Genomic DNA, 22,895 nt, shown 5'->3' on the forward strand with positions numbered 1-22,895 from the left:
ATGTTGTTATGATTTTGAAAAAGAAAAAACATACAAAAAATTTCCTGCGATGCTTTCAATGCCCTTAAGGGAAATTAAAAGTGCATTCGGGATGTAATATCAAGAAATAAGTGATAAACGGGAAAAGTATTAACATAGCCGGCTAATATATCAGCAGCGCTGACAAATTTTTGTCATAATCAGGCACGACGCTTCTGTCGCAATTACCTTTGGTAATAAAGTACGGCTAAATCAGAGTGGCTTGCTGGCTAAATGTGTATTTGGTAACCCCTTGATTTGCGGGTGTAGGAGCCATGTTAGTAGAAAAGCATACCCCGATAAGGGCCTTTATTCAGCCAACGGGATCCGCAGCCACTTGCTAAACTGTTGCAGTAGTACTTATAGATTTACTTTTTATGTGGACTTATTTCGAGGGAAGTAGCCAGTGTTAGCGACTTTGATCTACCGTAGCAGACTTCATAATGCGTTGGATCCTTCGCAACTGACTGAACTTGCCCAGCAGGCGAGTCTGCGTAACACCGACCTTAACGTAACCGGCGTTTTACTCTTCGACGGTAAAGAGTTTTTGCAGGTACTTGAAGGTCCGGTCACGGCGGTAAACGCCGTATATGAACGAATACGTCACGATGAGCGCCATGCTGATGTGGTTGAACTTTTGCGTGATTTTGCGCCAAATCGCCGTTTTCTCAATCAGGGCATGGTGCTTTTTGACTTACGTATTGATAAGCCCGGCGTCGTGCTACGTTCGGTCATTAAATTTGGCACGCTGAAATATCATCTTGCCTGCAATGACAGGGTGTACAAATTCATCCGTAATTTCGTGTCAGCCCCGAAGCCAAAACCGCGGGTAAAAAATGTCATCCCCGACCGCTGGCGTCTGGACACGAAAAATTCACCGTTTGAAAATGTCACTGTTCCCCTTCTTGATGACCAACCCTGCCAGTTCGCATTTCAGCCCATTATTGAGCCTGTGCGGGGCAATATCTCGTCACTTGAGGCGTTAATTCGTGGGCCAAACGGCGGCAGTCCGCAGGAGTACTTTTCCACCATTCCCAGTCATAAGCTGCACGAAGCCGATCTGGCGTCAAAAGGCTGGGCGCTGGCCATGGCCCGTCAGTTGGGGATCGGCAATCATAAAATTGCCATCAACTTACTCCCGATGTCGCTGGTGAAAATTCCGGGGGCGGTCAATATTTTACTTGAACACATCACCCGCAATAAACTGGATCCGGAGCAGGTCATCGTTGAGGTAACAGAAGACGAAGTCATTTCCAGCTACGATGAGTTTAGCTTTGCCATCCGTCAACTGCGTGCGGCAGGCATTGGTCTTGCTATTGATGATTTTGGTTCAGGATTTGCGGGGTTGTCTCTGCTCGCCAAGTTTCAGCCGGACAAACTGAAAATCGATCGCAGCATCGTCACGGATATTCACCAGCATGGTCCTAAACAAGCCATTGTAAAAGCGATTATCGATTGCTGTGCTGAAATGCAGATTACCGTTGTGGCAGAAGGCGTTGAAAAGGTCGAAGAGTGGTGCTGGCTGGAAGCGGCCGGGATTGAACGTTTTCAGGGCTTTTTATTTGCCCGCCCGGTTCTCAACGGCGTTTCCGCGATTCGCTGGCCTAAACGTATCGTCAAATGACGCCGTCACGTACCCAACAGGCAGGGGAATAGACCTTATTCTCCTTTTTATTCACCAGCCACTTTTTCCTGTCGATCCTTGTGATAATCCTTATAACCGCTTTTACTTATCATTCAGTGGACGTTAATGCATCAGGCCATCAATGGCAGGAAGGAAACCGCAGCCCAGGGAGTCATGATGAAGATTAATAAACTGATATCAGGCGCGCTGGCGCTCGACTCCTCCCTTGGCCGTAGCATCACCTTTTTTATGGTTGCCTTGCTGCTTGCCGGGGTTGCCACCAGTAGCTGGACGTTAAGCCGCTCCTGGGAGCGCGCCATTGAGGATACCGAGCGTAGCGCCATCAACCTTTCGGTCTCCCAGGCGCGTCAGGCAGAAGACACCTTTCTTCAGGCGGAGCTGGCCCTGCGTGATATACGGCGTACGATCCCCGCCGAGGGGGTATCGGCCCTGGATACGCAACGCTTTGATGTTTTCCTTACCGATCTCAAAGACCGTTTGCCTCAACTTCACGGCCTGTTCATTTACGATGCGCAGGGGAACATGAGAGCCACGGCATTCGGCAAATTTCCGGAAATCACCAATAACAGCGATCGCGAATATTTTGTCTATCACAAGCTAAATGGTCATAGTAACGTGCACATCGGACAGGTGATCAGCAGTCGTACCACCGGCGATCTGGTGATCCCGGTTTCAATGCGTCTCAGCGACGCGGCGGGTGGATTTGCCGGCGTGGTTTTGGCCACCATCCGTATTGATTACTTCCGACACTTTTACAGCTATTTCGAGCTCGAAAATCGCGATCTGTTGGCGCTGATGATTACCGATGGCACGGCACTCTATGTTCGCCCGTTCCCGGATGATGTGATCAATAAAAACCTCTCTGCCAGCCCGTTGTTCACCCGTGAGCTGGCACAGAAAGACCGGGGCAACGCGACCTGGATTTCTGCATTGGATCATGTGGAACGGATATTTGGCTTTGCCCGACTCGAACGTTACCCGCTGGTGGTTGCAGCAGGGTACGACAAGCCCGCACTCTGGACGCGCTGGCTGAAAGATAGCCTGCCGGATCTGGTGCTGAACGCCATGCTGCTGCTGGGCACATTACTGATGGGCACCATCGTGTTCCGTCAGGTACGTATGAATGTGAAAAATCAGACCGAACTGGCGGCCTTGCGTGATGAGTTGACCAGTATCAACCATACGCTTCAGCTTATGGCTCTCGCGGACGGTCTGACGGGCCTGGCTAACCGCCGACAATTTGATCTCTTCCTGACCCAGAGTCTGAAGGCATCGGCATTGAGCAAAAAGCCGGTGTCTCTGGTGATGCTGGATATCGACTTTTTCAAACGCTATAACGATTTTTATGGTCACGTCGCGGGTGACAGCTGCCTGCGCATGGTGGGTGAGATCATTCAGAAACTGAAGCTCAGAAATTCTGATCTGATTGCCCGCTATGGCGGTGAAGAGTTTGCCATCATTTTGCCGGACACCGGCCCGGAGGCCGCACTCTTTGTTGCGCGTCAGGCGGTTACTGCGGTGCGTATGGCCAAAATTACCCATGCGGAATCGGGGGCCGATCAGAAAGTGGTCACCATCAGTGCAGGCTGTTTCTCGCTGATAGGGTCTGGCGCGGAGGATGAGGCTACCCGCCTGAAAGAGGGGGCTGATAAAGCCTTGTATCAGGCTAAAATTCAGGGGCGGGACAGAGCGCTGGCGGCTCAGGATTAGAGTGTGCCCGATGTCATTAAAAGATGAACAATGCTTAATACTAAAATATCTGTGTGGTGAAACAACAAGATGCAAGAGACATTAACAGAGAAATACCCCGGTGCCGCCTCATGGGCGTTTGGTGATTCATCACAAATGGCGGATGAACTGGCGTCCCTGGTCATTTCCGGCATCAAAACCGCTACCTGTAGCGCATACGCCTGTTATGACAGCGACGAACCCTTGCCGCAAATTGGGCGCTATAACATTATTCTTAATGGTGAGGGCGTGCCCGTGTGTGTGATTCGCACAACAGCATTACAGCTGGTGCGTTTCAGCGACGTCACGCCGGCACTGGCGGCCCGAGAAGGAGAAGGCGATCTCAGCCTGGCTTACTGGCAGAAGGAACACCAGGCCTTCTTCACCCGGCACGGGTGCTTCAGTGAAGAGATGGAACTGGTGTTTGAACAGTTTGAATGTGTCGAGGTGCTCTGAGGTCGCAACGTTATTTCTGTTTGGCGCTGGCGAGACGACAAAGGCTAAACACAATCGACAGTAGCGTTGCTGCCGCTGCCAGCCAGAGCGTTAACCTTACGGCGTGCTCCTGTCCGTCATGCAGACCCGAGGAAGCATACAGAGACAGGATGACGCCGACCAGAGCCGCGCCCAGACACTGGCCGAAGGTTCGCATAATCGCCAGCACGCCCGATGCATAACTGCTGTGCTCTCGGGAGGCGCTGGCCAACATCTCGCGATTGTTTGGGCTCTGGAACGCGCCAAACCCGAGACCACACACCAGGGCGCGCAGGCTGATATCCCACCATTGCGCAGGATCGGGCAGCAGCGCGAGCAGAAGTAATCCCACCGTAAACAGACCCAACCCGACGGTTGAAATCAATGCCGGTGAGTGCCTATCGGCGAGACGCCCCGCTTGAGGCGCAGACAGGATTATCCCGACAGGCCAGGCGGTGAAAAGCAGCGCCGACGTAAAGGCACTGTAGCCGTACACACTCTGGAATAAAAAGGGCAGCGCGACAAAGGTCATGCCCTGGCTGACAAAGGAGGCCAGGGAGGTTAACGCAGCCAGCGAAAATCGTGTTGAGGCAAAAAGTGTCAGCGGCAGAAGCGGGTGTGGCGCACGCTGCTGGCGACGCACAAACAGCAGACCGGCAGTGAGCGCAATAAGACCGTACGCGCCTGCGGGAAAGAGGGTTTGCCCACTCTCGGACCCGGCATGGGAAAAGGCATTGGAGGCCATGATCACGGCTCCCAGCATTGTTGCCGACCAGATGGCGCCCGCATAGTCGAATGGCCCAGCGTTCACAGTGCGTTTATCCGGGAGGGTGCGCAGGGCCATTATCAGCGCCACCATGCCTAACGGGATATTAATAGCAAACAACCACGGCCAGCCTAATGCGCTCAGCAAAGCACCGCCGATCACCGGGGCTATCGCGGTATTGGTGGCGATTAACAACGCGTTGACCCCCAGGATCCTACCCAGTAACCGGTTAGGGAAAATCGAACGCAAAATGGCAGGCGCTATGCTCAACGTTGCCGCACCGCCAAGCCCCTGCAATAAACGCATGGCGACCAGCATTTCCAGGGATGAAGACAATGCGCAGCCCAGCGAGGCGAGGGTAAAAAGGATAACGCCAACGGAAAATAACGACCGAAACCCGGTTCTGACGGCCAGAGAAGAGAAGATGGCCAGCGTCATGGCGGTCGTGAGGAGATAACCGTTAGCGACCCACACCGCGTCACCGGCCGCCACATGCAACACTTCGGCTATCTGTGGCAGGGCGATATTAACCATCGCCCCATCAAACACGGCCATGGTGGTACAGGTCATGACGGCAAGCATCGCCAGACAGCGCTCGCGGCCTGGCAGTCCCTCATCACCGGTCTTATCAGTAAATAATTCCATCAATACCTCTGCGTAGATTCATTTGAGGAAACTATACTGTCGGCAAAGATAAGGCGGAAGACGCAGCAATTGCAGATATAACCTGCATGAAACGCCATATCTCCTCTCTTAAGATCACGGAAGCGTTACAAGATGACTGAACCCGATCTCAATTTACTTTTCGCTCTCGATGCGCTGCTGGCGGAACAAAGCGTTGCAGGCGCGGCACGCCGGTTACAGCTTAGCGCCTCCGCCATGAGCCGAACGCTCAGCCGGTTGAGAGAAACTACCGGTGATCCACTGTTGGTGAGAGCGGGCCGAAATATGGTGCTGACGCCTTATGCCCAGGCTATTCGCGAACGGACGCAGAATACGGTGTTTGACGCGCGCTCGGTGCTTCGCCCTTCGTCACCAGAACTGAACATCGCCACGCTTGAGCAGCTGTTTACCCTGCGCGCCAACGACGGATTTGTCGAAGCGTTTGGGCCTGCGTTGATTGCCGAACTGGCTACCATCGCGCCTGGCGTGAGCCTCCGTTTTGCTGCAAAACCGGAAAAGAGCGCACGGCCATTGCGGGAAGGATGGGTTGATCTTGAAATTGGTGTACTCGGTGAGATGGGACCGGAGATCCGTGTTCAGGCGTTGTTCAGAGATCGCTTTGTCGGGGTGGTGAGCCAGTCTCATCCTCTCGCTGGAACAAGAAATGTGACAACGTCACAATACGTTAACTGGCCGCATGTCGTCACTTCACGCAGGGGGTTACTGACTGGCCCCGTGGATGAGGGGTTGGCCCAGGCCGGTTTTGCGCGCAGAATTGCTGCCATCGTTCCCGGTTTTCCGGCGGCGCTGGCCGTTGTGCGGCGCACCGATTTTATTGCCTTGGTGCCTGCCTCGTTTCTGATAAATCTCGCCGCGCCAGAAGCCTGGTTCACCTTTGAACTGCCGGTGAAAACGAAGAGGATTACCGTTTCACAAATGTGGCATCCGCGTACTGAAGTCGATCCGGCGCATCGCTGGTTGCGGCAATTTATGCGTGATATCTGTAGCCGGTTGGTGCCGGCGCTAAAGGAGTGAGAATGAGCATTGTTGTTCGTGAAGCAAAACCTGACGATTTTATTGCCTGGCGTCAGCTCTGGCAGGGCTATCTGGATTTTGCCGGTAGTCAGCTTGACGAAGCCATTACCCAGGAAACCTGGGCGCGAATCCATACAGCTAACGCATCACTGATTTGCCGTCTGGCAGAAAGGGATGCGCATATCGTTGGGTTTGCACTTTGTGTACTACATGAAGGTACTTGGGTCACGGAACCGCTTTGCTATCTGGAAGATTTATATGTCGACCAACGGAGCCGAGGAAAAGGGGTGGGGAGGGCGTTGATCGAGGATCTACAGCGGGAAGGGAGAGAAAAAGGCTGGGCTAAAGTCTACTGGGTTACACGAACACACAATCCTGCACGAAAGCTCTATGAGCAGATTGCCACTCAGGACGACATTGTTCGCTACAGCGTTCGGCTAAATGCACATTAACGGGAAGCTCATATTTAGGGCTAGCCCTCATAATCAGCGTCTAGAGGCATCGGCCCTAACGACCAGGATTTGCACCCATAGTCCCTGCGCTACGCTGAACGCTGCATTTATTGCACATCTGTAGCAGAGCCAGTATGGTGTGCGCAATTGCTCTTCTGGTACAGGACATTCTCTTTATGCATGCTGCAAAAGATCCCTTACATGGTATTACGCTTGAAGCCTTACTCACTGTGTTGGTCGCTAAATATGGCTGGGCCGAACTGGCAAAACGCATCAATATCAATTGCTTCAAAAGCGACCCAAGCATTAAATCCAGCCTCAAGTTTTTGCGTCGGACACCCTGGGCGCGCAGCGAAGTGGAAGCGTTGTACATCGACTCGCTTGATGAGCCATCACCGGTAACGCAGGAAGAGGAAGCAGAAAATCCCTGGGCAAACTGGCAGCCTAAAGAGTAAGTCTTCAGGCGGGGCATCAAGAAGAGGAAAAACACATGGCCAGACTCATCACGCTTGAACCACATAACGCGCAATGGGCCACTGACTTTGCCGTGGAAGCCCATAATTTGCGCCAGGCATTGAATGAAACGCTACTGCATATCCATCATATTGGTAGCACGTCTGTACCCGGGCTGATTGCCAAACCCGTGATTGATATTTTGCTTGAGGTTATCAGTCTCGACAGTCTGGATGAGCAGAATAACCAGATGACAGCGTTAGGTTATTCGCCGCGCGGTGAATATGGCATCAGTGGAAGACGCTATTTTGTTAAAGGCGGCGAGCGGCGCACACATCATGTCCATGCTTTCGAAGCCGGGAGTATGCATATTATCCGGCATCTGGCCTTTAGAAACTATTTACAACGAAACGGCGACATTGCCAGTCAGTATGCTGATATCAAGCTCAGCGCTGCTAAACACAGCCAAAACAGCTCCGAAATCTATAGTCAGTTGAAAAACGACTTCATCGCCCGGCACGAAGCGCTGGCTCTTGCAGAACGTTAACGCATTAACGCTTCGGCGGACGTTGATTACTGTTTTTCAGTTGATGCTCGCCCCGAACGGAATATCAAGACCAGCGCAATGGCGCTAAGCATCGGGAAGGCGGCCAATTGCAGCCAGGGAACCACCGCATCGGAAGAGGGGGTTAATGCCCGATCTAATTGGTTGCCTAACAGTAAATTACCTGCCAGAACCGCAACACCGCCTGCCGTTGCTAAGGCGCCATAGTGCGCGCCAAGCGTCGCGGGCGTGGCAAATACCGGGATCAAATCTTTTGCCGAGGGCACCAGTAGCATCTGGCCGAGCGTAAGCAGGGTGACAAAACTGGCCGCGGGTAACAGACGAAGCCAGGAATCCGGGGGCGGCATAGCGGCAAAGCAGGCAACACTCAGGAAGGACGCGCAGAGCAATAAAAACCCTACCGGCAAAATCCTTATGGCGCCGATTCGCCGGGCGAATCGCGCAAGGGGCAGTTGCAAAAGAATAATCAGTACCGAGGCCAGCATAAATAATGGCCCCAGATCTTTTTCACTGCCGCCCGCGCGCGCAATTTCAACCGGCAGGGCCAGGTAAAGTTGGTTATAACTCAGCAGCCACGAGCTATAGGCAATAATGAAGGCGACAAAGCGGGGCTGACGGAACGTGGTCCACCACGGCGTGAAGTGTAGCGTTTTTTTATGCGGGGCGTCGGCCGGCAGACAGAAATGCAAAATGCCCAGAGCAATAACAAAAACGACAGCGCCAGCGAGTGCCACCTGGCGAAAGCCAAAACCTGCCAGTAGTGCGCCCGCCACCGGCCCCAATACCGCACCCAGTTCACCGCACACCGCAAACAGCGCAAACCATTCGGCACGGCTGCGCTTGCCTCGGGCCTCACTGTCGGTACCCGCTTTCGCCAGCAATGCTTCAATGGAGGGAGAGAAAAGGGCGCCGCCAATCCCCGTCAGGCAGGCACCAAGAATGATCGGCGTCAGGCTATCGCCGAGCGCCAGCAAAAGATAACCCACCACACGAATCACGCAACCGCACAGGATGATGATGCGAGCACCGTAACGGTCGGACAGCGCGCCGCCGACAATAAACATGCCCTGCTGCGAGAAGGTTCGCAGTCCAAGGATCAGGCCGATCATTCCACCGGATAACAGCATGTCGTCGCGCAGAAAAATGGCCAGAAACGGTACAACGGCATAAAAACCAATGTTAAAAACAAACTGGCTCCCCAGTAAAACCGGGGGCCAGAGGCGTGTAGCGGGACGCAGAACAGGCATGCAGGGTGTCTTCTTTAAATCAGGTAATGAATGTGTTTCTTGCCATGAAACGCCGATATTTCAATTTTGGTTTCAACCCGGAAAACGTCCCAGAGCAGTTCCTCTGTCAAAATCTCCTGCGGCGTCCCGCTGGCAATCACCTGGCCTTGTTGCATGACGATTAACGCATCACAGAACATAGAGGCATGATTGAGGTCATGAATAGCGACAATGCTGGTCACCGGTAACTCACTGATAAGTTTCATCAACTGCATTTGATGATGAATATCCAGGTGGTTAGTCGGCTCATCCAACAGAATTTCGCTCGGGACCTGCGCCAGAGCTCGGGCAATGTGCACGCGCTGGCGCTCGCCACCGGAGAGACTCAACCAGCCCTGATCGCTCTTTTCAACCATATCGACACGTTCAAGGGCGGCATTTACCGTCTCGTCATCGTGCCTGCTCCAGCCGGAAAATGCCGTGTGGTGAGGAATGCGACCAAGTTTGACGACGTCACGCACGCGCATATTGGACTCGGTCATTCCGTGCTGTTCAACAAAGGCAACGCGCCGGGCAAGCTGCTTTTTTGGCATATGTGCAATATTGTTGCCATCGAGGGTAACCGAGCCTTCATGTGGGCGACGTAAACCGGCAAGCACACGCAGCAGCGACGACTTTCCTGAACCGTTTGGCCCCAGTAATCCCACCGTTTGCCCCTGTGAAACAGTGAGAGACACATTATTAACGATGACTTTTTTACCGACCTTCCAGGTAATGTTTTCAGCCGTGATACTCATCACTTGTTCCTTGAACGATAAATAATGACGGCGAAGAACGGTACGCCGACCAGCGCTGTCACCACGCCCACCGGTAAGCTTTGCGGCGCAATTAACATGCGCGAGGCAATATCCGCCAGCACCATCAGAATGGCGCCGGCCAATGCGCTGGCAATCAGTAATGTGCGATGAAGCGGGCCGAAGAAAAAGCGCATCATATGGGGCACAACCAGACCGACAAATCCAATCGACCCCGCCATGCTGACAATGGTCGCCGTCATCAGTGCGGTGGCCGTGAACAGGATAAGCCGTACCACGGGAACGTTTATACCCAGCGACGCGGCAGCATCATCACCAAAGGTAAAAGCATCCAGCGCACGGGCGTAAAAGAGGCACACGGCGAGACCCAACAGCATGACCGCAAGGGCTAACTGAAACTCCGGCCAACGCACACCGCTAAAACTGCCGAGTAACCAGAACATGACATCCCGCGCCTGCTGGGCGCTGGCGGACGTACTGATGGTATATGCCGTAATGGCATTAAAGAGCTGGGACGCGGCAACACCGGCAAGTATGGTGCGTTCGTTCCCCCCGCGAGCGCCGTTAGTCAGGAAGGCGACAAAGGCGAAAGCCGCAAAGGCACCGGCAAAGGCACCGGCAGAAAGCGAAACCGCTCCGGTACCGATGCCCAGCACCACCACCGAAACGGCACCGGTTGATGCCCCGGCCGACACACCCAGCACGTAAGGTTCCGCAAGGGCATTTTTTAACAGACTTTGCAGCACCGCGCCGCAGATGGCCAGACCCGCGCCACAGCAGGCCGCTACTAACGCACGGCTCAGGCGAAAATCCCAAATAACACTTTCATAGATGCGACTCAGGGGGATCTCAGTGAATCCAAGCCTGTTAGTCAGGGCATAAAATACACTGCTGAGCGGGATGGACAGTTCACCGACGCTTACCCCGATTGCCGTCACCAACAGCAATAAAACCAGCGCCAGCACTGTCGAGGTGGTCAACAGCAGGCCCTGACGGGCCTGTTTTACGGCGTGGGTCATTAGTTCAGCCCCATTTTTCTGAGCTGTTCAGCAACTTGTTCCGCACCATAAATGGTACGAATTGTCGGGTTCATCGCCTGGCCATCCATCACCACAATGTGGCCTTTTTTAACCGCATCAAGCTGGCTGACCGCCGGATCGCTTTTGAGGAATTTAATTTTTTCTTCTGCGTTATCCAGCGCCCAACGATTACGATCGAGGCTGGAAACGACGATCACATCCGGGTTAGCGGCAATGATGCTTTCCCAGCCAACGGTGGGCCATTCCGTTTCAGATGTGATGGCGTTGTGGCCACCCAGCACGTTGGCAATAAAACCAGAGGCGCTGTTTTTGCCGCCAACATAGGCGTCAGAGGAGGGCGATGAACTGGAGAACCAGAACACGAATGAGAGGTCTTTTTTATTTTTGCTGAACTCAGCACGCAGATCGCTTTCACGTTTTTTGAAATCTTCTACCAGAGCATGACCACGGTCTTCGACGTTAAATATAGTGGCAAAGTCAGCAATTTCCTTATACAGGAAGGTCATGTCCCATAGCTTCTGGCGGCTGCCATACATATCGCCGACGGCTTTTTTAGTCGCGCACATGCCTGGAGACATATAGCTGTTCACACCTACGGTCGCGAGATCTTCGCGTTTGGCGACTTTACTTTCAGGCCCCAGCAATAATGGCAACTGGGCCGGAACGAAGTCAGGATTTTGCGCAAGAATGGATTCCAGGGTCGGGATCTCTACGGTCAGGGTTTTCACTTGCTCGTTTTGTTTGGCAAGGGAAGGCAGAACTTTCGTAGGCCAGAAGGCGCTGGCGACGACGTTATCCTGCAGACCCAGCAGTAACAGAATCTCCACGGTATTTTGCCCCAGTGCGACAACCCGTTCTGGCGCCTTAGTGAAGGTTTCCTGGTATCCGCAATTCTCGATAGTAACGGGGTAGGTGGTAGCCAAAACGGGGCTGACCGAGGCGAAAACCAAACCTAACGCACTGATGACCTTTTTCATGAAACGCTATCCTTCGTTCTGACTTAGATGTAAATGAGAATTAGTACAAGGGCGCGATTTTATACAATGAGGGAGAAAGAGAGTCAATTAAATAGATAACGGTCCGTTATTAAAAAAGATATCAAAGTGAGGAGGTTCAGTACGAAAGTACAAGAATTAAAACGACGCAATGGCGCCGTTTTAATGTAATGCGATTCTCGGGAACCGCACGTTGACTCAACTCATCACTGAACGATTTTTTATCGCGTGGGTTCTGTTTATGTAAAGCATCAATAATGCAGCACAACTCACGGAGAATAATGGAACAAGCAGTGTAATTCTAAAGCCAGCAAGCTGCGCCATCAGACCGGCAATTCCGTTACCAGCCATCATTCCCGTACGCATGGCATTGGAGTGGAATGCTGAGGCGAAACCACTGCGTTGCGGCAAAGCGTCCTGAATAACAGAAATGCCCAGACCGACAAAAATACCAAAGAACAATCCGTTTAAAAGCTGCAACACAATCAGTTCAATCATGCTGCCGGCTAACTGAAGCAGGCTGTAGTAAAGGGCGGCAAACAGAAAACCGACCAGGATCAGCGGCTCTTTACCGGTTTTTTCTGCCAGATGCGCAGCGGCAAGCATTACGGGAATTTCCATTATGGCAGTTGCTCCCAGCAGAAAACCGGGGAACGAAGCAGGCAAATGAAGTTCTTCAACCAGGTACAACGGCATAATGGTCAGGTACAAGCTATTCGATAAATTTGCCAGCATCATTATTGCGCCCAACAGCCAAATCATACCAGGGATACGGGTTTTCTCGATACCGCTTGATTTTACAGTGCATTCATTAACTGTTTTTTTATTCTTCGGAAGCAGCAACAGGCTGGCAAGTATGGTCATGCCAGAAAGCACGGCTGAAATCATAAAATTAAAGACGAATCCAAATCTGTCAGCGAAGACAAATGCCAGAGCGGGTCCCGCGATCCATACAATAGACACCCCTGAACGCATTTGGGTATTTAACCGCGTTGAGTTGAGTCCTGCGGTCATTGAATGCTTTCGGATCATTGAAAGAAGTAAGGGGATAGACGCATTTCCAGGCCCCATAAGAAAAATACCCACGATCAATGCCTCAACAGGATTGCGGCAAAAAGTGAAAGCGATGCCTGCCAAAAAAAGCGCCAGAACAGAGCAGATGAAAAGACGTTTTGCCGGATATCCCTTATCTACAAGTCCTCCCATCAGTTGGCTAAAAAACAGTCCAGACAAAGCAAAACCCAGGCTGTAAAAGGTGATAAAAATCGGGCTTGCGTGTAATCCATTAATCAAATACAGACTCATTACAGGCAGGATGAAGGCATAGGCAACGGCGGTTATTAGATTTATCAGGAACAGTCGTCCGGTGATACCGGAAAAAAAAGCCATAAACAACAATCTCCAAATGGAAGTTAGCCCTAAGTTTTAACATGGATAGCGTCAGAAGTTGCAGGAAAGTTAATTACAGCCGCACGGCGAAAATGTGGGAACTGATTGTCCGTGTACAGGTTGCCTTCATCCAATGTAAAAGCTGCGCTGCATGAGGTCATTTTGATAAGCCAGTGCGGGTGTAGCTACGTGAATGGCATCGTGCCGGAAGCTCACAAGAAACATCACAATCGCACTACCATAATTTGAGTGCGCATAATGTATATTATGTTAAATTGAATTTAAACGTGCTTTAAGGTGCCGCCAGGCCTCAGTGATTCTGCTCTCCTCTCGTGCTTCTGCTGAATGTCACATCATAAAAAAGCCGGCTGCATTTCTGCGACCGGCTCACAACGTGGCTGATTAACCTCTTGTTCATACTTTATAGAATAAGGTGTTGGAAGCTATTGGTGACTGAACAAAACCGAAGTATTCATAGAATGCTCTTGCCTGCTCATCGATGGCATGAACCATAATGGCTTTTATTCCAACCTGATCTGCCAGATGACTAATCCGCGTGACTGCATCGTTAAGCAGCCACTTTCCAAATTGGTGTCCTTGTGTCGTCACGTCAATGGCAAGACGCTCGAGCAAAATCACCGGTATCGGATCAGGCATATTCTGACGCAAGCAAATTGCTATACAAGCGATTTTCTCGGAACTGGCGCCCTGGCGGCTATGGTTTTCGCCCTCCTCTTCCGGACATAGGCGCCCGATCCACCAATAAAAAAACCGGCTGCATTTCGGCAACCGGCTTTATTTTCACTATCCAGAAACTCAGGCGTTCAGTAATTGCAGACCGCACTCTTTCACGCTGCCCAGCAGAACCTTAATGTCCTGCAGGTTCACGGTCGGGTTCAGCAATGTCAGCTTCAGGCATGTGACGCCATCTGCTTCCGTTACTCCAACGTTGGCAGCACCGGAAGCCAGCAATGCATCACCGATGCGCTGGTTCAGCAGTGCCACAAATGCAGTGTCACCCTGCTCCGGACGGAAACGGAAAAGTACGCTTGCCAACTGAGGCTGCATGACCAGTTCCAGATGCGGCTGTTCGGTCACGAAGGTCGCTACGTCCTGCGCAAGCGTTACGCCGTTATCAATGATTTCGGCATACTGCTTTTTACCCAACGCTTCGAGGCCCATCCACAATTTCAGGGCATCGAAACGACGCGTGGTTTGCAGAGACTTGGAGACCAGATTCGGTACGCCATGCTCTTCATCGAAATCTGAGTTCAGGTACGCAGCCTGGTAACGCATCAGCTGATAATGACGCGCATCTTTCAGCAGGAATGCCCCGCAGCTGATGGTCTGGAAGAACTGCTTGTGGAAATCCAGGGTGACGGAATCCACTAACTCCAGGCCATTCAGGTAGTGGCGATACTTCTCGGACAGCAACAGTGCGCCACCCCAGGCCGCATCGACATGCACCCAAATATTTTCTTTCGCTGCCAGTGCGGCGATGTCGGCCAACGGATCGATCGCTCCCGCATCGGTGGTACCGGCAGTGGCAACAATCGCCATCACCTGCTCACCGTTGGCTTTCGCCTGCGCGAGTTTCTCAGCCAGATCGCTTACGTCCATCCGTGAGAATTCGTCGGTTTTCACCAGCGTCACGGAACGGTAGCCCAGCCCCATCAGCGCCATGTTCTTTTGCACAGAGAAATGCGCATTTTCAGAACAGAACACTTTCAGTTTGCTGAGGTCGCCCGTCAGGCCGTCCTGCTGAACAGAGTGACCCTGACGCGCGAAGAACGCATCGCGTGCCAGCATCAGGCCCATCAGGTTACTCTGCGTACCGCCACTGGTGAAGACACCGGCGTCGCCCGCTGCAAAACCCACCTGCTCACGCAGCCACTCAACCAGCTTCACTTCCATGATGGTGGCTGACGGGCTTTGATCCCAAGAGTCCATGCTTTGGTTGGTCGCATTGATAAACACTTCCGCAGCCTGGCTAATCACCAGACTCGGGCAGTGCAAATGCGCCACACACTGCGGGTGGTGAACGGACAAGCTGTCTTTCAGGAAGTACTCAACCGCACGTTCGATAGCGGCCTGGTTTCCCAGGCCCTGCGCGTTGAATTCGAGATTGATACGTTCACGCAACTGTTCAACGCTCTTGCCCTGGTACATTTCCGGCTGCTTCAACCACGACACCACGGCTTGGGTGCTTTGATCGATAGCGTCCTGATAAGCGGCAATACTTTGCTCAGAACCTGAAAGAATCAGATTTAAATCAGACATTCGTTCCAGAGCTCCGATTAAACAGGCTTAACGCCGGCAGCCAGCATAGCGTTTTCAAATTTATCGAGGAAAATTTCCAGCTCTGCGTTGGAAATTAACAGCGACGGCAGCAGACGCAGCACGCAGCCGTGACGGCCACCGCGCTCAAGGATCAGACCTGCTTTGAAGCACTCTTTCTGCAACAGTGCAGAGAGTTCGCCATCCGCCGGGTAGCAACCCATGTGATCCTGCGCGTCGTTAGGTTTAACGATCTCAATACCGATCATCAGACCCAGGCCGCGAACGTGGCCAATTACCGGATAGCGTTTTTGCAGCTCAGCCAGTTTGCCTTTCAGCCATTCGCCCTGAACGGCGACTTTATCGGCAATCTTGTCGTCTTTCAGGATTTTCAGCGTGGTCAGGCCGGTGGCCATTGCCAACTGGTTGCCGCGGAAGGTACCGGTATGGTGGCCAGGCGCCCATGCGTCAAACTGTTTTTTGATACCCAGAACCGCTAACGGCAAACCGCCGCCCACAGCTTTGGACATCACAATAATGTCTGGCTCGATACCTGCGTGCTCGAAGGCAAACTGTTTGCCGGTGCGGCAGAAGCCCGCCTGCACTTCGTCGATGATCAGGATGATGCCGTGTTCCTGCGTCACTTTACGGATACGCTGCAGCCACTCAGCCGGGGCCGGGTTGACACCGCCCTCGCCTTGCACGGCTTCCAGGATCACGGCGGCAGGTTTACGCACGCCACTTTCAACGTCGTTGATCAGGTTATCGAAGTAGTAGGTCAGCGCTTTAACGCCCGCCTCACCACCGATACCCAGCGGGCAGCGATACTGATTCGGGTAAGGCATAAACTGTACTTCCGGCATCATGCCGTCGACCGCTTCTTTCGGCGACAGATTACCTGTCACGGAGAGCGCGCCATGGGTCATACCATGGTAACCGCCGGAGAAGCTGATCACGCCTGAACGACCGGTCACTTTTTTCGCCAGTTTCAGCGCAGCTTCAACGGCATCAGCACCGGATGGACCGGTGAACTGCAGGCAATATTCTTTACCCTGACCTGGCAGCAACGACAGCAGATAAGATGAGAACTCATCTTTCAGCGGTGTGGTCAGATCGAGCGTATGTAACGGTAAGCCACTGGTAATGACACTTTGGATGCTTTGAAGCACTTCAGGATGGTTATGGCCCAGTGCCATAGTCCCGGCGCCTGCGAGGCAATCAAGATATTGATTATTTTCAACATCAGTAATCCAGACGCCCTGCGCTTTGGCAATCGCCAGGGGCAGTTTACGCGGATAACTCCTGACGTTAGATTCAAACTCAGCTTGTCTTGCTAAAAAGGTTTCATTGCTTTGCGGTAATGAATTAGCACTCAAAGAATCAATACGGACTTTATCCGTCATCATATCACTCCTACAACCGCGGGTATCATGAACGCCGGGTTGAATTAAAGGTTAATGGTTAGGGTGGAAAAAAACGCGGCTAATATATGTTGTTTTAGCAGCGGACTCAATGTTTTATTTCTTGCGGTTTATTACAAAATTTTTCCTTGCAAATCATACCTTTATTTAACACAAACAGCAGCGCATCTTTTAAAAAAATTATTCCTTTTTTCATTGGCTTACGGTAAACGCTAAGGAAAACGTCGATCCAGACGGTTAAATCACTTACTATGCCCGCGCTAATTATTCCTGTACGGCGAGCCAGCAGGATTTTTAACAACATTGTGCCGGAACTTTAACGTTCAGACGTGACGCTTTCACGACACTCGGTCCCGGCAGCGAATGAGTAAAAACTCAATCCTGACAAAGAAAAAGGAAACCAATAATTTAAGTCATATAATGCGCATCACACCCCGTAGCGTGTGCAGGCAAAACACGTTATCGACAACAGGACATTAATCCCGGGTTGTAATTAGAAATGTTCGCGGGCGGACATTTCGTAAGGCGAAGTCACCTTCCCTTAAGCCGAGAATGAAAATTTTCTTGCCATCTTGTTATGGCGCCCTGAAATGAGATTGTTATGACTCGCATTTATCCACACATCGTCGTTGCCAAATTTGGCGGTACCAGCGTTGCTGACTTTGACGCGATGAACCGCAGTGCCTCCATCGTCCTTGCTGACAAAGATGTTCGTCTCGTGGTGCTGTCCGCATCTGCAGGCGTTACTAATATTCTAGTCGAACTTGCCGCGGGCCTCCAAAGCCGTGATCGCCTGGACAAGATCGATACCCTACGCACTATTCAATACAACATTATTTCACGCCTGAAACAGCCTGATGCAATCGGTCAGGAGATCGATCGCTTGCTGCTGAATATTAGTCGCCTTGCCGAGACGGCAGAACATAGTGCGACTCCCGCACTGAGCGACGCGCTGGTCAGTCACGGCGAGTTGATGTCCAGCTTGCTGTTTGTTGAAGTTCTGCGTGAACGTGATGTGGAAACGCAGTGGTTCGATGCCCGCAAAGTGATTCGTACCACTGATGCCTTTGGCTGTGCCGAACCGCAGATTGCTGAAACGGCGGAACTGGCTGAAAAACAGCTGCGCCCGCGTATTGAACAAGGGCTTGTTATCACGCAGGGGTTTATCGGCAGTGATGATACGGGTCAAACCACGACCCTTGGCCGTGGCGGCAGCGATTACAGCGCCTCACTGTTCGGCGAAGCATTACACGCTGCGCGCGTGGATATCTGGACAGATGTGGCCGGCATTTACACGACGGACCCGCGTATTGTTCCTCAGGCACAGCGTATGGAAAGAGTCTCATTCTCTGAGGCCAGCGAGATGGCTGCTTTTGGTGCCAAGGTCCTGCACCCGGCGACCATGCTGCCTGCGATGCGTAAAGACATTCCGGTCTTTGTGGGCTCAAGTAAACAACCTTCGGCTGGCGGCACCCTGGTTTGTCGACACGCAGAGAACCCGCCTCGCTATCGTGCACTGGCCACACGACGCAAGCAGACGCTGTTAAAACTGCACAGCCTGCACACGCAGCCTGCCTGCAGTTTCCTGGCTGAGACGTTTGCTGTTCTGTCGCGGCATAATACGGCGATTGATCTGGTAACGACGTCAGAAAACAGCATCGCCCTGATACTGAATTCATCCTGCGCTACATCGGGAGAGGCTGATTCGCTGACCACCTCGCTGTTGACGGAACTCTCCTCTCGCTGTCGCGTAGAGCTGGAGACCGGGCTGGATCTGGTCACCTTAATTGGTAATGAACTCACCCAGGCGTCAGGGGTGTGCAAAGACGTGTTCGCTGAGCTGGAAAAACATCATGTGCGCATGATTTGCCATGGCGCATCCGAGCACACGCTCTGTTTCCTGCTTCCGGCTGAAACCTCAGACAGTGCCGTAAAAGTGCTCCACCGCAGCCTGTTCGAGTAAGGGATTTTGTTAGAGGGCGAGTCGGTGTACGGCTCGCCCGGAAATAACCCAGCCTTTATAGACAGCCCCTACGCATTAAAAGGTGTAAAACACGCCAAGGGTTCCCGTCATAAAATCGTCTTTTTCGACAAGTGGGCTATGACTGACGCGACTCGCGAGCGTGGTATAACGCACTTCTGCATACCCGGACCAGTTCGGACTGAAGGTATGTTGCCAGTTAATACTGTAATCAACGCTGTTCAAACCCCAGTCTGAGCGAAAGGGTTTAAAACCTGAATTCTGGCTCTGTTTTTCATTTACCCCAAACCAGGTATTATTAAATCGCGCATCACCATATTTTCTTTCGGTATTTACAACGAGCGTATTGTCGCCATCATTAAATAACACCACGTTTAGTCCAATTTTGTATTGCATACCCTGACTGTCGGTTAACGGTGCGATAATATTACTTTCAAAACCAATCCATTCAGCCATCCACCAGCCAAGTGTCGTGGTTGAGGTCATCGCAGCGTTTATTTTACCCATTCCCTTAAGATGCCGGGAACCGTCCTGATACCAACTGTCGTCGTCAGCCCGCCCCCACGAGTACCCCAGCGCCTGCCCCAGATAAAAGCCAGTGTCGAACTGATGTTGATAACCCACACCTTTTTCAGAATTAGCAAACCAGGAACCTCTGGTCCAGTCAAAATAAGGAAGAAAATCCGTTTTATCGTTTTTTGAACCCATATATTTTGGCGCGTACTGAGATACCAGCCCGACCGTGACTTCAGATTTTTCGACCTCCGAATTTGCATAACAGGAGAGCGGTAAAGTTATTAAAGTGGCGAGTGCGAGTGTTATTTTCTTCATAAAGCATCCGGAATGAATTATGCTGTTCGCAATTAGACTGAAAGTATGCACACTAATAATCAAGATAGACCCAACACTTAATCAAGATTTAATCAAGAGGCTACCGTGAAACGTGTCTTAATTATTGAAGATGACCTCGATGCTGCGAATGTGCTTGAGGCCTATCTTAATCGTGAACAATTCCAGACATCGATAGCCAGCGATGGTCAACGTGGACTGGATTTAGTCTTTAGCTGGAAGCCCGATCTCATTCTGTTAGATGTGATGTTACCGGGCCTCAGTGGTAATGATGTCCTGATGGCGGTCAGGCGCCGAAGCGATGTGCCGATCATTATGGTCACCGCCATCGGTGAAGGTACTGATAAGATCAGTGCCCTGCGATTCGGCGCAGATGACTATGTCGTCAAACCCTACAATCCGGGTGAAGTCGTCGCCCGCGTTCATGCGGTTCTTCGCCGTTATTCAACCGCACACCGGGCGGATACGCTTCAGTTTCGTGGTATCACGGCTGACAGGGATTCGATGATCGTCTCGGTCGACAATCCGGGAGGAACACCCCACCCCCTCGACCTGACGCCAACTGAACTGTTATTGCTGATGACGTTCTTAAAATCGCCCTATAAAGCCTTTACCCGTCAGGCATTGCTGGAGGCGTGTCTGCCTGAGAGTGACGCCCTTGAACGCGTGGTGGATACTCACATTTATAATTTACGCAAAAAACTCGAAGCGACGGGGCAATCCGACCTGCTCATCAACGTCCGGGGTATTGGTTACAGGTTCGCTAACGTATGAAAAACACGCGCTCGGGCGCAGGCCGTGAAAACAGCTCGTTATGGAACTGGATTTGTCGCCGCGTTATCTCTCTGGCCATCAGCAGTATTGTGCTGATCGCCTTTTGCATGTGGCTTAAGTTTTTTGTTGAAAACAAATGGCATGAGTACCGAATGCCGGCGGATATCCGCGCAGAGTTGTCGCTGCTCGTTAAAAATCCGCAGCAGGACATAACGCGTTATCATCAGATAATCGATACCTGGTACGGTATTGGTTATTCCGATCCGGGCATAGGGATCACCGACTGGGTGATACTGGGATTATTAATACTGATCGTTATGCCGATGATTTTTACCTTAACGCTAAAGACAGCCCGCCCGCTTTCCATGCAAATCAGTCAGCTGGCTGGCGTTGCCAGAGCCGTCTCAAAAGGCAATTTTGGTGCTCAGGTGGTCATACCGGAGAGCTTGCCACTGGAATTACGCAGCCTCAGTGAAAACTTTAACGGCATGTCACGTCAGCTCCAGCGTTATGAAAATGAGCTGAAAAAATCGCATGTGGCCATGGCCCATGAGCTTCGCTCTCCCCTGACCGCAGCTATCGGTCGCCTGCAGGGGATGATTGACGGCGTTTTCGAACCCAATGACACACAGCTGAACATGGTGATGCAGCAACTCAACGCGCTTAACCGGCTGGTTGAGGATCTGCATTTGCTGAAACTCGCGGATGCCGGTCAGCTGAGCCTGAACATGGTGCCCACCAGCATTAACGAACTGGTCAGAGAGAAAATCGCCTGGATTAATCCATCAGCCATTAAGCAAGGCGTGCAGATTTCCCACCACGAGCAGGGCGCATCCCGTTGCCTGACGGATCCCTATCGGCTGGGGCAGGTTTTTCTGATCCTCATGGACAACGTCCTGCGCTATGCCGCCGAAGGAAAGCGTCTGGACATTACTTATGAGAGCATGAACGGTAAAGTCAGCGTCATCTTCAAAGACAGGGGGCCAGGCGTGCCGGACAGCTTAATGGAGGACATCTTTACCCCCTTCGTGCGCGAAGAAGTGTCCCGCTCGCGCTATTCCGGTGGTTCAGGGCTTGGTCTCTCGATTGCAAGAGCGATTTGTGATGCCCACGATGGCACCATTGAAGTCCAGAAAAATGAGTATGGCGGACTCACCTTTCGGGTCACGCTAAGGGCGGCATAATTAATGGTAATATTGACCGTTTCTTAACACGAGTTTTACAGAACCTTGTAATTGATAGCGTTAAATACATGGTAAACAGGAGTTTACCATGTCGCTTAATTTCCTTGACTGTTTGAATCGTGCGCTGCACAGAATTAACACGGAAGCATGTATTGTTCTTGCCTTCGCTTTCTTTATCTTTTTTCTTCAGCTGATCGTCGCTGTATTACTGGATGCACACGCAGGTAATAAAGACCCTGAGTAACCGGGTTTATACGGTCAGAGATTTACCCGTTCGCTGAGCCTTGGCCCAGAGTAATTTATAATCCCACTGCTTTTCATAAAGCCCAATCGAAAACGCCATTTTCTTTTCCTTTTTCACACACAATTCGCGCGCATCGGAAATATTAGCCCACATGAGTAAACTGCCAGGTGCTAAATGTGCAAACTGCGGATCTACGCCCCCATTGGGGACATCAAAATAAATCATCCGATCGCTTTCGGCTTTCAGAACTAAATCTATTGCGCAGGGGTTACCCTGAAAAAAGAGCACGTTGCCAAAAATCATTGGGCTGACTGCGGTAAGCAAACGTGCAATATTTTCCTGTGTATAGCACCTGACGGTATCAGCGAAACGCAATTTAAAAAGGTAAACATAAAGTCGTGCGATCTCAGCCGCAGGCATGTCTGCCAGTTTACGGCACTCCCCACCCATTTCGAGAAATTTACGCATCTCCCCTTTTCTCTTCTTTATCGTTTTCGCGGAGAACGTCTCTTTAACCAGGCACACTTTACGCTTATTACGATAATTAAAGGCCGCATTAATGACCTGACCGCTGAGAGAAGCTGAAAGGCGGCTTGTTTTATCCGGCAACCAGATGCGCTGCCCGGCGGCAACAGGGATAAGCACTTCATCAAACGAGACCGGATACTCCCGCCAGACGTCCAGGCCAATAACACGCTCATCTACCACAAAATAGGCCGCAACCACGTCGCCCTTTTCACGGCGGTGCCAAAAGGTGAACGACTTATCACCGCCGGACATGATAAAACGAATGACATCCGGATGCGTATTCACACTGCCGCCAAAGCGTTGCCATGCGTGGGCATAGGTGGCGAAATCTGACGGTTCCCATCCCATTAATCGATGTTTTAAAGCCATAAAT

At 51.7% G+C, this 22,895-nt stretch carries 22 protein-coding genes and 1 pseudogene; 11 read left to right on the forward strand and 12 right to left on the reverse strand.

Features of this window, described 5'->3' with window-relative positions; all coding sequences use genetic code 11:
* Positions 1 to 424 precede the first annotated feature (424 nt).
* From ACUY4Q_RS11595 to ACUY4Q_RS11605, 3 genes are all read left to right on the forward strand, one after another.
* Positions 425 to 1,642, forward strand: coding sequence for a diguanylate phosphodiesterase (locus tag ACUY4Q_RS11595; protein ID WP_458047160.1), 1,218 nt, complete (start codon positions 425 to 427; stop codon positions 1,640 to 1,642).
* 177 nt (positions 1,643 to 1,819) lie between these two features.
* Complete coding sequence (locus ACUY4Q_RS11600) at positions 1,820 to 3,373, forward strand: diguanylate cyclase (protein WP_458047324.1); 1,554 nt, start codon at positions 1,820 to 1,822, stop codon at positions 3,371 to 3,373.
* A 69-nt stretch (positions 3,374 to 3,442) separates the two neighbouring features.
* The gene (locus ACUY4Q_RS11605; protein WP_458047161.1) at positions 3,443 to 3,847 is read left to right on the forward strand and encodes an ASCH domain-containing protein; all 405 of its coding nucleotides are present in this window, start codon (positions 3,443 to 3,445) and stop codon (positions 3,845 to 3,847) included.
* A gap of 10 nt (positions 3,848 to 3,857) precedes the next feature.
* Here the strand turns inward: ACUY4Q_RS11605 and ACUY4Q_RS11610 are convergent, their stop codons facing one another.
* The gene (locus tag ACUY4Q_RS11610; RefSeq protein ID WP_458047162.1) at positions 3,858 to 5,276 is read right to left on the reverse strand and encodes an MFS transporter; all 1,419 of its coding nucleotides are present in this window, start codon (positions 5,274 to 5,276) and stop codon (positions 3,858 to 3,860) included.
* Positions 5,277 to 5,408: 132 nt separating this feature from the next.
* Here ACUY4Q_RS11610 and ACUY4Q_RS11615 point away from each other — a divergent pair, with 132 nt between their 5' ends.
* From ACUY4Q_RS11615 to ACUY4Q_RS11630, 4 genes are all read left to right on the forward strand, one after another.
* Positions 5,409 to 6,329: a LysR family transcriptional regulator gene (locus ACUY4Q_RS11615; protein ID WP_458047163.1), complete on the forward strand. Its 921-nt coding sequence runs from the start codon at positions 5,409 to 5,411 to the stop codon at positions 6,327 to 6,329.
* A gap of 2 nt (positions 6,330 to 6,331) precedes the next feature.
* Positions 6,332 to 6,781 carry a GNAT family N-acetyltransferase gene (locus ACUY4Q_RS11620; protein ID WP_458047164.1) on the forward strand — a complete coding sequence of 150 codons (450 nt, stop codon included), beginning with the start codon at positions 6,332 to 6,334 and terminating at the stop codon, positions 6,779 to 6,781.
* Between the two features lie 176 nt (positions 6,782 to 6,957).
* The gene (locus tag ACUY4Q_RS11625; RefSeq protein WP_458047325.1) at positions 6,958 to 7,236 is read left to right on the forward strand and encodes a VF530 family protein; all 279 of its coding nucleotides are present in this window, start codon (positions 6,958 to 6,960) and stop codon (positions 7,234 to 7,236) included.
* A gap of 35 nt (positions 7,237 to 7,271) precedes the next feature.
* Positions 7,272 to 7,781 (forward strand): GrpB family protein, encoded by a 510-nt coding sequence (locus ACUY4Q_RS11630; protein ID WP_458047165.1) that lies wholly within the window; start codon positions 7,272 to 7,274, stop codon positions 7,779 to 7,781.
* A 26-nt stretch (positions 7,782 to 7,807) separates the two neighbouring features.
* On the opposite strand, the gene ACUY4Q_RS11635 is transcribed toward ACUY4Q_RS11630, so the two are convergent.
* The 9 genes and pseudogenes from ACUY4Q_RS11635 to ACUY4Q_RS11675 all read right to left on the reverse strand — a co-directional run bounded on the left by ACUY4Q_RS11635 (position 7,808) and on the right by ACUY4Q_RS11675 (position 17,266).
* A complete protein-coding gene (locus tag ACUY4Q_RS11635; RefSeq protein WP_458047166.1) occupies positions 7,808 to 9,046 on the reverse strand; it encodes an MDR family MFS transporter in 1,239 nt (412 codons plus the stop codon).
* Positions 9,047 to 9,060: 14 nt separating this feature from the next.
* Positions 9,061 to 9,822: a siderophore ABC transporter ATP-binding protein EitC gene (eitC, locus tag ACUY4Q_RS11640; RefSeq protein ID WP_458047167.1), complete on the reverse strand. Its 762-nt coding sequence runs from the start codon at positions 9,820 to 9,822 to the stop codon at positions 9,061 to 9,063.
* Positions 9,822 to 10,859, reverse strand: coding sequence for a FecCD family ABC transporter permease (locus ACUY4Q_RS11645; protein WP_458047168.1), 1,038 nt, complete (start codon positions 10,857 to 10,859; stop codon positions 9,822 to 9,824). The genes eitC and ACUY4Q_RS11645 overlap by 1 nt, the downstream gene beginning before the upstream one ends.
* Complete coding sequence (gene eitA / locus ACUY4Q_RS11650) at positions 10,859 to 11,857, reverse strand: siderophore ABC transporter substrate-binding protein EitA (protein ID WP_458047169.1); 999 nt, start codon at positions 11,855 to 11,857, stop codon at positions 10,859 to 10,861. The genes ACUY4Q_RS11645 and eitA overlap by 1 nt, the downstream gene beginning before the upstream one ends.
* A 216-nt stretch (positions 11,858 to 12,073) precedes the next feature.
* Positions 12,074 to 13,264 (reverse strand): sugar efflux transporter, encoded by a 1,191-nt coding sequence (locus ACUY4Q_RS11655; RefSeq protein WP_458047170.1) that lies wholly within the window; start codon positions 13,262 to 13,264, stop codon positions 12,074 to 12,076.
* A gap of 414 nt (positions 13,265 to 13,678) precedes the next feature.
* Positions 13,679 to 13,933 (reverse strand): annotated as a pseudogene (locus tag ACUY4Q_RS11660) (GNAT family N-acetyltransferase); the annotation flags it as partial.
* Positions 13,934 to 14,080: 147 nt separating this feature from the next.
* The gene (locus ACUY4Q_RS11665; protein WP_458047171.1) at positions 14,081 to 15,544 is read right to left on the reverse strand and encodes a pyridoxal phosphate-dependent decarboxylase family protein; all 1,464 of its coding nucleotides are present in this window, start codon (positions 15,542 to 15,544) and stop codon (positions 14,081 to 14,083) included.
* 17 nt (positions 15,545 to 15,561) lie between these two features.
* Complete coding sequence (locus ACUY4Q_RS11670) at positions 15,562 to 16,947, reverse strand: diaminobutyrate--2-oxoglutarate transaminase (RefSeq protein WP_458047172.1); 1,386 nt, start codon at positions 16,945 to 16,947, stop codon at positions 15,562 to 15,564.
* A gap of 103 nt (positions 16,948 to 17,050) precedes the next feature.
* Positions 17,051 to 17,266 (reverse strand): hypothetical protein, encoded by a 216-nt coding sequence (locus ACUY4Q_RS11675; RefSeq protein ID WP_458047173.1) that lies wholly within the window; start codon positions 17,264 to 17,266, stop codon positions 17,051 to 17,053.
* A gap of 297 nt (positions 17,267 to 17,563) precedes the next feature.
* Between ACUY4Q_RS11675 and lysC the strand changes: the two genes are divergently transcribed.
* A complete protein-coding gene (gene lysC / locus ACUY4Q_RS11680; protein ID WP_458047174.1) occupies positions 17,564 to 18,925 on the forward strand; it encodes a lysine-sensitive aspartokinase 3 in 1,362 nt (453 codons plus the stop codon).
* Positions 18,926 to 19,000: 75 nt separating this feature from the next.
* Here lysC and ACUY4Q_RS11685 read toward each other — a convergent pair whose 3' ends face one another.
* A complete protein-coding gene (locus tag ACUY4Q_RS11685; protein ID WP_458047175.1) occupies positions 19,001 to 19,774 on the reverse strand; it encodes a MipA/OmpV family protein in 774 nt (257 codons plus the stop codon).
* A 105-nt stretch (positions 19,775 to 19,879) separates the two neighbouring features.
* On the opposite strand from ACUY4Q_RS11685, the gene ACUY4Q_RS11690 reads away from it, so the two are divergent.
* The 3 genes from ACUY4Q_RS11690 to ACUY4Q_RS11700 all read left to right on the forward strand — a co-directional run bounded on the left by ACUY4Q_RS11690 (position 19,880) and on the right by ACUY4Q_RS11700 (position 21,994).
* Positions 19,880 to 20,566 (forward strand): response regulator, encoded by a 687-nt coding sequence (locus ACUY4Q_RS11690; RefSeq protein WP_458047176.1) that lies wholly within the window; start codon positions 19,880 to 19,882, stop codon positions 20,564 to 20,566.
* A complete protein-coding gene (locus tag ACUY4Q_RS11695; RefSeq protein ID WP_458047177.1) occupies positions 20,563 to 21,750 on the forward strand; it encodes a sensor histidine kinase in 1,188 nt (395 codons plus the stop codon). The genes ACUY4Q_RS11690 and ACUY4Q_RS11695 overlap by 4 nt, the downstream gene beginning before the upstream one ends.
* Positions 21,751 to 21,838: 88 nt before the next feature.
* Positions 21,839 to 21,994, forward strand: a complete 156-nt coding sequence (locus tag ACUY4Q_RS11700) for a hypothetical protein (RefSeq protein WP_458047178.1) — start codon at positions 21,839 to 21,841, stop codon at positions 21,992 to 21,994.
* A 6-nt stretch (positions 21,995 to 22,000) separates the two neighbouring features.
* Here ACUY4Q_RS11700 and ACUY4Q_RS11705 read toward each other — a convergent pair whose 3' ends face one another.
* Positions 22,001 to 22,891 carry a GNAT family protein gene (locus tag ACUY4Q_RS11705; RefSeq protein WP_458047179.1) on the reverse strand — a complete coding sequence of 297 codons (891 nt, stop codon included), beginning with the start codon at positions 22,889 to 22,891 and terminating at the stop codon, positions 22,001 to 22,003.
* Between the last annotated feature and the right edge of the window lie 4 nt (positions 22,892 to 22,895).

It is taken from the genome of Phytobacter cepae (genome assembly GCF_054165735.1).

Excerpts from the sequence above, each read along its gene's own strand:
- ACUY4Q_RS11625 (WP_458047325.1), top strand. The coding sequence starts at position 6,958 with ATGCATGCTGCAAAAGATCCCTTACATGGTATTACGCTTGAAGCCTTA.
- ACUY4Q_RS11605 (WP_458047161.1), top strand. The coding sequence starts at position 3,443 with ATGCAAGAGACATTAACAGAGAAATACCCCGGTGCCGCCTCATGGGCG.
- ACUY4Q_RS11670 (WP_458047172.1), bottom strand. The coding sequence starts at position 16,947 with ATGATGACGGATAAAGTCCGTATTGATTCTTTGAGTGCTAATTCATTA.
- ACUY4Q_RS11620 (WP_458047164.1), top strand. The coding sequence starts at position 6,332 with ATGAGCATTGTTGTTCGTGAAGCAAAACCTGACGATTTTATTGCCTGG.
- ACUY4Q_RS11685 (WP_458047175.1), bottom strand. The coding sequence starts at position 19,774 with ATGAAGAAAATAACACTCGCACTCGCCACTTTAATAACTTTACCGCTC.
- ACUY4Q_RS11600 (WP_458047324.1), top strand. The coding sequence starts at position 1,820 with ATGAAGATTAATAAACTGATATCAGGCGCGCTGGCGCTCGACTCCTCC.
- ACUY4Q_RS11635 (WP_458047166.1), bottom strand. The coding sequence starts at position 9,046 with ATGCCTGTTCTGCGTCCCGCTACACGCCTCTGGCCCCCGGTTTTACTG.
- ACUY4Q_RS11695 (WP_458047177.1), top strand. The coding sequence starts at position 20,563 with ATGAAAAACACGCGCTCGGGCGCAGGCCGTGAAAACAGCTCGTTATGG.
- ACUY4Q_RS11700 (WP_458047178.1), top strand. The coding sequence starts at position 21,839 with ATGTCGCTTAATTTCCTTGACTGTTTGAATCGTGCGCTGCACAGAATT.
- ACUY4Q_RS11705 (WP_458047179.1), bottom strand. The coding sequence starts at position 22,891 with ATGGCTTTAAAACATCGATTAATGGGATGGGAACCGTCAGATTTCGCC.
- ACUY4Q_RS11655 (WP_458047170.1), bottom strand. The coding sequence starts at position 13,264 with ATGGCTTTTTTTTCCGGTATCACCGGACGACTGTTCCTGATAAATCTA.
- ACUY4Q_RS11645 (WP_458047168.1), bottom strand. The coding sequence starts at position 10,859 with ATGACCCACGCCGTAAAACAGGCCCGTCAGGGCCTGCTGTTGACCACC.
- ACUY4Q_RS11630 (WP_458047165.1), top strand. The coding sequence starts at position 7,272 with ATGGCCAGACTCATCACGCTTGAACCACATAACGCGCAATGGGCCACT.
- eitC (WP_458047167.1), bottom strand. The coding sequence starts at position 9,822 with ATGAGTATCACGGCTGAAAACATTACCTGGAAGGTCGGTAAAAAAGTC.
- ACUY4Q_RS11615 (WP_458047163.1), top strand. The coding sequence starts at position 5,409 with ATGACTGAACCCGATCTCAATTTACTTTTCGCTCTCGATGCGCTGCTG.
- ACUY4Q_RS11610 (WP_458047162.1), bottom strand. The coding sequence starts at position 5,276 with ATGGAATTATTTACTGATAAGACCGGTGATGAGGGACTGCCAGGCCGC.
- lysC (WP_458047174.1), top strand. The coding sequence starts at position 17,564 with ATGACTCGCATTTATCCACACATCGTCGTTGCCAAATTTGGCGGTACC.
- ACUY4Q_RS11675 (WP_458047173.1), bottom strand. The coding sequence starts at position 17,266 with ATGTTGTTAAAAATCCTGCTGGCTCGCCGTACAGGAATAATTAGCGCG.
- eitA (WP_458047169.1), bottom strand. The coding sequence starts at position 11,857 with ATGAAAAAGGTCATCAGTGCGTTAGGTTTGGTTTTCGCCTCGGTCAGC.
- ACUY4Q_RS11665 (WP_458047171.1), bottom strand. The coding sequence starts at position 15,544 with ATGTCTGATTTAAATCTGATTCTTTCAGGTTCTGAGCAAAGTATTGCC.